This is a genomic window from Nocardioides sp. 31GB23, from assembly GCF_040012395.1.
In the GTDB taxonomy this organism is placed as follows: Bacteria; Actinomycetota; Actinomycetes; order Propionibacteriales; family Nocardioidaceae; genus Nocardioides; species Nocardioides salarius.
This window is the reverse complement of the sequence record NZ_JBDYKJ010000026.1, coordinates 48,206-56,074: the sequence shown is the minus strand read 5'-3', so window position 1 is coordinate 56,074 and position 7,869 is coordinate 48,206. Positions and strand designations below refer to the sequence as shown.

Below are 7,869 nucleotides of genomic sequence, written 5' to 3'. Positions count from 1 at the left end.
TCGACTATGACACACTGTTGAGTTCTCAAGAATCAGACGCACACCGTCCCAGCACCTCTCGGCACCAGCGGCGGGGCAACCTGCAGAAACTTACCGATCCGGCTTGTGCGAGTCAACTCCGTGGAGCCGGTCTCACGCCGTACGATGCGTTTCTTTGCCGGGACATGCCTCAGCCACTCGTTTTCGACCCTGTGGGCCGCGAGTGGAGCTGCGTGCTCCGGCGAGACAGAACATTACACACGGGTGACCATGGCCCAAAATCGGGGTGCCGCACGTACGGGGAGGCCCCTCAGCGGGGCGGTCTGGGGGCCGCCGGCCGGTAGGTGGAGACGCTCGGCTCCCCCGGCAGCCAGAACCGCCACGGCCGTTCGGCGGCCTGGCGCAGCCCGACCCGTGGACCGCTCTCCCACCGTGGCCGCACCGGACCCGGCTCGATCGTGACCGGGCCGGTGCCCAGGTCGGCGCCACCGTGCTCGAGGGTGATGTCAAGTGCCTGGCACAGCCGTGCCGGGCCGCGGGCCAGGTCGCGCTCGCTGGACCGGGGTCGGCGCTGCCGCACGATGTCGCGTCCCTCGACGACCTCGCCGGCGCGCAGGAGGACGGCGGCCGCGGTCCCCTCCTCGCCCACCACCACGTTGGCGCACACGTGCATGCCGTAGCTGAAGTAGGTGTAGAGCCGGCCCGCCGGCCCGAACATCACCTCGGTCCGCGGGGTCGGACCCCGGTACGCGTGCGAGCCGGGGTCGTCCTCGCCGGCGTACGCCTCGACCTCGGTGAGCCGCAGCGCCACGTCGCCGTGGCGCAGCACCGCCCCGAGCAGGAGCGGCGCGACCTCCTCGGGACGCCCCGCGAGCAGCGGGAGGAGGCCCGGCCGCTCAGGCGAGGCGGCCACGCAGGGTGTCCGCTCGGGCCAGCAGCTCGTCGAGCTGCTCGCGCACCCGCACCGGCGCGGTGCCGCCGCGCCCGTCGCGGGAGGCCACCGAGCCGGGGGCCGTCAGCACCTCGCGCACCTGTGGGGTCAGCTCCGGGGAGATCTCGGCGAACTGCTCGTCGGACAGCTCGTTCAGCTCGATGCCGAGCTCCTCGCAGCGGCGAACGCACGCGCCGGCGACCTCGTGGGCGATGCGGAACGGCACGTTCTGGCGCACCAGCCACTCCGCGACGTCGGTGGCCAGCGAGAAGCCCTGCGGCGCCAGCTCGCCGGTGCGCTCGCCGTCGAACTCCAAGGTGGCGACCATGCCCGTGAAGGCCGGCAGCAGCACCTCGAGGGTGTCGACGGAGTCGAAGACCGGCTCCTTGTCCTCCTGCAGGTCGCGGTTGTAGGCCAGCGGCAGCGCCTTGAGCGTGGCCAGCAGCCCGGTCAGGTTGCCGACCAGCCGCCCGGCCTTGCCCCGGGCCAGCTCGGCGATGTCGGGGTTCTTCTTCTGCGGCATGATGCTCGACCCGGTCGACCAGGAGTCGTGCAGGGTCACGAAGCCGAGCTCCTTGGTGGCCCAGAGGATGACCTCCTCGGCGAGCCGGCTCACGTCGATGCCGATCTGCGCGGTGACGAAGGCGAGCTCGGCGACGAAGTCGCGCGCCGAGGTGCCGTCGATGGAGTTGGCGCTCGACCCGGTGAAGCCGAGCTCGGCGGCCACCAGCGTCGGGTCGAGGCCCAGGCTCTGGCCCGCCAGCGCGCCCGAGCCGTACGGCGAGTCGCCGGCCACGCGGGCGTCCCAGTCGCCCAGCCGGTCGACGTCGCGCAGCAGCGGCCAGGCGTGCGCCATCAGGTGGTGCGAGAGCAGCACCGGCTGCGCGTGCTGCAGGTGCGTGCGCCCCGGCATGATCGTGGGCTCGGCACCGTCCTCGCCCAGGTGCGTGCGCGCCTGCTGGGCCAGCGCGTCGACCAGGTCGAGCACCTGCCCGGCGACCACCCGGGCGTGGTCGCGCAGGAAGACCTTGAACAGCGTGGCGATCTGGTCGTTGCGCGAGCGGCCGGCGCGCAGCCGGCCTCCCACGTCGGGGCCGACCTCCTCGAGCAGCAGCCGCTCCAGGGCGCCGTGCACGTCCTCGTCGGAGGGGTCCGGGTGCAGCTCGCCGGCGGCGTAGCGCCGCCCCAGGACGTCGAGGCCGCGCAGCAGCTCGGCGTGGTCGGCGTCGACGAGCAGCCCGGCCCGGTGCAGCGCGTTGGCGTGCGCCCGCGACCCGGCGAGGTCGTAGGGCGTCAGGCGCCAGTCGAAGTGCGTCGAGCGCGAGAGCGCCTCGAGCTCCGGCGAGGGTCCCCCGGCGAACCGGCCGCCCCAGAGCTTGCCGGTGTTGGTCGCGTCCTGCTTGCCGGGCTGTTCCGTGCTCACGCTGGTGCTGCTCCTCTCGCCGCGACGATCGCGGCGCTCATGATCTCAGGCAGGTCGGGGGCGACCAGGCGGCCGTCGGCGGCGACGTCGTGCGGCGTCCACCACCGCGCCTCGATGACGTTGTCGACCTCACCGGGCTCAAGGTGCTCGAAGGTGATCGCGACGTCGCTCGAGAGCCGCAGCGCGAAGAAGGTCGAGTCGCCCAGGTAGGCGCGCCCGTCGTAGGTGAAGTGCCGGTGGTCGCGGTGGAAGGGCCCCACGAGCGCGTCGGCCGCGACCACCACGCCGGTCTCCTCGCGCAGCTCGCGCAGCGCGGCGCCCACGTGGTCCTCCCCCGGGTCCAGGGCGCCGCCGATGGTGCCCCAGCGCAGCTCGCCGGGCCGCCCGGGGTCCTGGTCGAGCAGCAGCAGGCACTCGCCCGCCGCGCTGACCGGGAGCACCCGGGCGGTCGCGCGCAGCACCGGCTCCATCAACGCGGCCCCATCAGTCGGTGCCGGACTCCATCGCCGCGGCGTCGAGCGCCTCGTCGTCGATGTCGTCGCCCGAGCGGGGGTTCTGGGTGATCCGGTCGTAGCCGCCGGGCTCGATCTCGCCGTAGAGCGTGCCGTTCTCGACCAGCACCTGGCCCTGGTCGAGCGGCTGGTCGGCGTACAGCTCGAGCTTGGCGCGGCTGTCGGCGATGTCGAGGTTGCGCATCGTGAGCTGGCCGATGCGGTCCAGCGGGCCGAACGCGGCGTTCTCGGTGCGCTCCATCGACAGCTTGTCGGGGTGGTAGGAGAACGCGGGACCGTTGGTGGAGACGATCGAGTAGTCCTCGCCGCGGCGCAGCCGCAGCACGACCTCGCCGGTGACCAGCGAGGCGACCCAGCGCTGCAGCGCCTCGCGGATCATCAGCGACTGCGGGTCGAGCCAGCGGCCCTCGTACATCAGCCGCCCGAGCCGGCGACCGTCGTTGTGGAAGCTGGCGATCGTGTCCTCGTTGTGGATCGCGTTGAGCAGGCGCTCGTAGGCGATCCACAGCAGCGCCATGCCCGGGGCCTCGTAGATGCCACGCGACTTGGCCTCGATGATGCGGTTCTCGATCTGGTCGGACATGCCCAGCCCGTGGCGCCCGCCGATCGTGTTGGCCTCGTGGACCAGCGCGACCGGGTCGTCGAAGCGCACCCCGTTGATGGCGACCGGGCGGCCGGCCTCGTAGGCGATGGTGACGTCCTCGGTGGGGATCTCCACCGAGGGGTCCCAGAACTTCACGCCCATGATCGGCTCGACGACCTCGAGCGAGGTGTCGAGGTGCTCGAGGGTCTTGGCCTCGTGGGTGGCGCCCCAGATGTTGGCGTCGGTGGAGTAGGCCTTCTCCTTGGAGTCGCGGTAGGGCAGGCCGTGCTCGGTGAGCCACTGGCTCATCTCGTCGCGCCCGCCGAGCTCGTGCACGAAGTCGGCGTCGAGCCACGGCTTGTAGATGCGCAGGTCGGGGTTGGCCATCAGCCCGTAGCGGTAGAACCGCTCGATGTCGTTGCCCTTGAAGGTCGAGCCGTCGCCCCAGATGTCGACGCCGTCCTCGTGCATGGCGCGCACCAGCATGGTGCCGGTGACCGCGCGGCCCAGCGGCGTGGTGTTGAAGTAGGTGCGGCCGCCGGAGCGGATGTGGAAGGCGCCGCAGGCGATCGCCGCGAAGCCCTCCTCGACCAGCTGGGTGCGGCAGTCGACGGCGCGCGCGATCTCGGCGCCGTACTCCACGGCCCGGCCGGGCACGCCGGAGATGTCGGGCTCGTCGTACTGGCCGATGTCGGCGGTGTAGGTGCAGGGGACCGCGCCCTTGTCGCGCATCCAGGCGACCGCGACGGAGGTGTCGAGACCTCCGGAGAACGCGATGCCCACGCGCTCCCCCTTGGGCAGCGTGGTCAGGACCTTGCTCATGGGTGCTCCTCGATCTGGGGGGTGAAGGTCGGGTCGTACGTCGAGTGGTCGGCCATCTCCAGGAAGCGGCGCGCCAGGGCGTCGCCCCCGGTCGGCTCGCGGCCGATGACCAGGACCGTGTCGTCGCCGGCGATGGTGCCGAGGACGTCGGGGAACTCGGCCTTGTCGAAGGCCGAGCCCAGGAACTGCGCTGCGCCCGGGGGCGTGCGCAGGACCACGAGGTTGGCGGTGGCGTCGGCGCTGACGAGCAGCTCGGCGCACAACCGGGCCAGGCGCGCGCGCCCGGCCGAGGAGTCGGTGGGCGCGACCGGTCGCCGGTCGCCGCCCTCGGCGGGCACGGCGTAGACCAGGGCGCCGGAGGCGGCGCGGACCTTGACGGCCTCGAGCTCGACGAGGTCGCGCGAGAGCGTGGCCTGGGTGACCCGCACGCCGCTCTCGGCCAGCAGCAGCGCCAGCTCGCCCTGGGAGTGCACCTCGTGGGTGCCGACCAGCTCCACGATGCGCTGGTGGCGCGCGTTCTTGGTGGTGGGGCGCATCGCGAACTCGGTCACGTGACACCTCCGACCGCGGGCTGCTCGCCGCCGGCGAGGAGGAAGGCCAGCACCGCCTTCTGGGCGTGGCGCCGGTTCTCGGCCTCGTCCCACACCGCGCTCTGCGGGCCCTCCAGCACCTCGGCGGAGATCTCCTTGCCGCGGTAGGCCGGCAGGCAGTGCAGCACGACCGCGTCGGGAGCGGCGTGCGCCAGCAGCTCGGGGGTCAGCGACCAGTCGGCGAAGACCAGCTCGCGGGCCTGCTCCTCGCTCTCCTTGCCCATCGAGATCCAGGTGTCGGTGACCACGACGTCGGCGCCGGCCACGGCCTTGACCGGGTCGGCCTCGGCGCGCGCCGAGCCGCCGGTCGCGGCGCCGATCTCGGCGGCGCGGTCGAGGACCTCCTGGTGGGGCAGGAACCCCTCGGGGCCGCTGACCCGCACGTGCATCCCGGCGGTCGCGCCGGCCAGCAGCCACGAGTTGCCCATGTTGCAGGCGGCGTCGCCGACGAAGGCGACGCTCAGGCCCTCGAGGCGCCCGCGCTGCTCGCGCACGGTCAGGAGGTCGGCGATGAGCTGGCAGGGATGGAAGTCGTCGGTCAGCGCGTTGACCACCGGCACCCCGGCGTGGGCGGCCATCAGCTCGAGGTCGGACTGGTGGAAGGTGCGCCAGACCACGACCGAGACCTGGCGGCCCAGGACCCGGGCGACGTCCTCGACCGACTCGCGGATGCCGATGCCGGCCAGGCGCCCCTCGACCAGCATCGGGTTGCCGCCGAGCTCGGCGATGCCGGCGCCGAAGGAGGTCTGGGTGCGCAGGGTCGGCTTGTCGAAGATCATCGCCACCGACTGCGGCCCGGCCAGCGGCTTGGCGTCGTACGGCGCCCGCTTCATCGCCGCCGCGAGGTCCAGCACCCGGGCCTGCTCGGCCGGGGTGAGGTCGTCGTCGCGCAGGAAGTGGCGCGTCATCAGGTGCCGGCCCTGTCGAGGATCGCCGGCCAGGCCTGCAGGAAGGCCTCGACGTCGGCGTCGGTGAGCACCAGGGGCGGAGCCAGGCGGATCCGGTCCGGCGTCGGCATGTTGACGATCCACCCCGCCTCCTGGGCGGCGTCGACGACGGCCGCGGCGGTCTCGGAGACCAGGTCGAGGCCGATGAGCAGCCCTCGGCCGCGCACCTCGGTGACCCGCGGGTCGGCCCCCAGGCCCTCGCGCAGCCGCTCGCCGGCGGCCCGGGCGTGCTCGAGCAGCCCCTCCGACTCGACGGTGCGGATCACCGCGAGCGCGGCGGCGCACGCCACCGGGCTGCCGCCGAAGGTGGTGCCGTGGTTGCCGGGCTCGAGGAGGTCGGCGGCGCGGCCGAGGCCGATGACCGCCCCGATCGGGTAGCCGCCGCCCAGGCCCTTGGCCAGGGTCAGCACGTCGGGCACGACCTGGCCGGCGTGGGCGAACCACTCGCCGGTGCGGCCCATGCCGGTCTGCACCTCGTCGAGCCACAGCAGCGCCCCGGACTCGTCGGCCAGGGCCCGGGCCGCGTGCAGGTAGCCGTCGGGGGCCGGCACGACCCCGGCCTCGCCCTGGATCGGCTCGAGCAGGATGGCCGCGGTCTGGTCGCTGACGGCCTCGCGCAGCGCGTCGGCGTCGCCGTACGGGACGAAGGTGACGTGGCCCGGCAGCGGCTCGAACGGCTCGCGGTAGGCGGCCTTCGAGGTCAGCGCGAGGGCGCCCATGGTGCGCCCATGGAAGCCGCCCTCGGCGACCACGACCTGGGTGCGCCCGGTGCGGCGGGTCAGCTTGAAGGCGGCCTCGTTGGCCTCGGTGCCGGAGTTGGCCAGGAAGACCTTGCCGGGCCCGGCGCCGACCAGGCGCAGCAGCGTCTCGGCGAGCTCGACCTGGGGGACGGAGGTGAAGAAGTTGGAGATGTGGCCCAGCGTGGACATCTGCTCGGTGACCGCCGCGACCAGCGCCGGGTGGGCGTGGCCGAGGGTGTTGACGGCGATCCCGCCGAGCAGGTCGACGTACTCCTTGCCGTCGGCGTCCCACACGTGGGCGCCCTCGCCGCGCACCAGCGCGAGCTTGGGCGGGCCGAAGGTGTTCATCAGCGAGTGGGTGTAGCGCTCCCCCAGCTGCCGGTTGGTCTGGTCGGTCGAGCCGCTCACTTGCGCACCGCCTTCGACCGGGCCTTGCGGACCTTGGTCTCCACCCCGGGCAGCACCTGGGTGCCGACGCCCTCGTTGGTGAAGAGCTCGAGCAGCACCGCGTGCTTCTCGCGCCCGTCGACGACGGTGGCGCGCGGCACGCCCTCGTCGACCGCCTTGCGGCAGGCCTCCATCTTGGGCACCATCCCGCTGGCCAGGCTCGGCATCAGGTCGGCCAGCGCCTCGGGGCTGATCTCGTAGATCACGTCGTCGCTGTCGGGCCAGTCGCGGAAGAGCCCCTCGACGTCGGTGAGCACCAGCAGCTTCTCGGCGTCCAGCGCCACCGCCAGGGCGGCCGCGGCGGTGTCGGCGTTGACGTTGTGCACCAGGCCGTCGACGTCGGGGGCGACGCTGGAGACGACCGGGATGCGGCCGGCCTCGATGAGGTCGCGCACCGCCTCGGGGCGCACCTTGGCGACCTCGCCGACGAGCCCGAGGTCGACCTCCTCGCCGTCGACGATGGTGTTGGCCGGCTCGGCGGTGAAGAGCCCGGCGTCCTCGCCGGACAGGCCGACGGCCAGCGGGCCGTGCTCGTTGATCAGGCCCACAAGCTCGCGCTGCACCTGACCCACCAGGACCATCCGCACCACGTCCATCGCCTCGGGGGTGGTCACCCGCAGGCCGCCGCGGAACTCCGACTTGATGTCGAGCTTGTCGAGCATCGCGGAGATCTGCGGGCCGCCGCCGTGCACGACGACGGGCCGGAACCCGGCGAAGCGCAGGAACGCGATGTCCTCGGCGAAGGCGCGCTTGAGGGTGTCGTCGGTCATCGCGTTGCCGCCGTACTTCACCACCACGACCTTGCCGTGGTAGCGCTTGAGCCAGGGCAGGGCGTCGGAGAGGATCTCCGCCTTGTCCGGGTCGGCGGGCGGGACCTCGCTGCGGATCATCTGGT

8 protein-coding genes are annotated in these 7,869 nt (G+C 72.9%); all 8 read right to left on the bottom strand.

Translation table 11 applies throughout. From position 1 onward, the window contains the following. Positions 1-289 precede the first annotated feature (289 nt). Genes ABKW28_RS10435 through argB form a run of 8 tightly spaced genes read right to left on the bottom strand, consistent with a single transcriptional unit; the run spans position 290 to position 7,864 of the window. On the bottom strand, positions 290-892 hold the full coding sequence (locus ABKW28_RS10435) for a DNA-3-methyladenine glycosylase (RefSeq protein ID WP_193670755.1): 603 nt from the start codon (positions 890-892) through the stop codon (positions 290-292). Further along, positions 876-2,333: an argininosuccinate lyase gene (argH, locus tag ABKW28_RS10430; RefSeq protein ID WP_193670756.1), complete on the bottom strand. Its 1,458-nt coding sequence runs from the start codon at positions 2,331-2,333 to the stop codon at positions 876-878. Before argH ends, ABKW28_RS10435 begins: the two co-directional genes overlap by 17 nt. Further along, positions 2,330-2,803, bottom strand: coding sequence for an NUDIX domain-containing protein (locus tag ABKW28_RS10425; protein WP_193670757.1), 474 nt, complete (start codon positions 2,801-2,803; stop codon positions 2,330-2,332). Before ABKW28_RS10425 ends, argH begins: the two co-directional genes overlap by 4 nt. Positions 2,804-2,816: 13 nt before the next feature. Next, entirely contained in the window at positions 2,817-4,250 is a 1,434-nt protein-coding gene (argG, locus tag ABKW28_RS10420) for an argininosuccinate synthase (RefSeq protein ID WP_348609078.1), read from the bottom strand. After that, positions 4,247-4,786 (bottom strand): arginine repressor, encoded by a 540-nt coding sequence (locus ABKW28_RS10415; RefSeq protein WP_193670809.1) that lies wholly within the window; start codon positions 4,784-4,786, stop codon positions 4,247-4,249. Before ABKW28_RS10415 ends, argG begins: the two co-directional genes overlap by 4 nt. 11 nt (positions 4,787-4,797) lie before the next feature. Continuing rightward, positions 4,798-5,748, bottom strand: a complete 951-nt coding sequence (argF, locus tag ABKW28_RS10410; protein ID WP_341229990.1) for an ornithine carbamoyltransferase — start codon at positions 5,746-5,748, stop codon at positions 4,798-4,800. Continuing rightward, complete coding sequence (locus tag ABKW28_RS10405) at positions 5,748-6,935, bottom strand: acetylornithine transaminase (RefSeq protein WP_348609075.1); 1,188 nt, start codon at positions 6,933-6,935, stop codon at positions 5,748-5,750. Before ABKW28_RS10405 ends, argF begins: the two co-directional genes overlap by 1 nt. Continuing rightward, the gene (gene argB, locus ABKW28_RS10400) at positions 6,932-7,864 is read right to left on the bottom strand and encodes an acetylglutamate kinase (RefSeq protein WP_193670811.1); all 933 of its coding nucleotides are present in this window, start codon (positions 7,862-7,864) and stop codon (positions 6,932-6,934) included. The genes ABKW28_RS10405 and argB overlap by 4 nt, the downstream gene beginning before the upstream one ends. Between the last annotated feature and the right edge of the window lie 5 nt (positions 7,865-7,869).

What these genes read in the sequence shown, in the direction of transcription:
- ABKW28_RS10425 (WP_193670757.1), bottom strand. Translation starts at nt 2,803, where the DNA reads ATGGAGCCGGTGCTGCGCGCGACCGCCCGGGTGCTCCCGGTCAGCGCG.
- argG (WP_348609078.1), bottom strand. Translation starts at nt 4,250, where the DNA reads ATGAGCAAGGTCCTGACCACGCTGCCCAAGGGGGAGCGCGTGGGCATC.
- ABKW28_RS10415 (WP_193670809.1), bottom strand. Translation starts at nt 4,786, where the DNA reads ATGCGCCCCACCACCAAGAACGCGCGCCACCAGCGCATCGTGGAGCTG.
- argF (WP_341229990.1), bottom strand. Translation starts at nt 5,748, where the DNA reads ATGACGCGCCACTTCCTGCGCGACGACGACCTCACCCCGGCCGAGCAG.
- argB (WP_193670811.1), bottom strand. Translation starts at nt 7,864, where the DNA reads ATGATCCGCAGCGAGGTCCCGCCCGCCGACCCGGACAAGGCGGAGATC.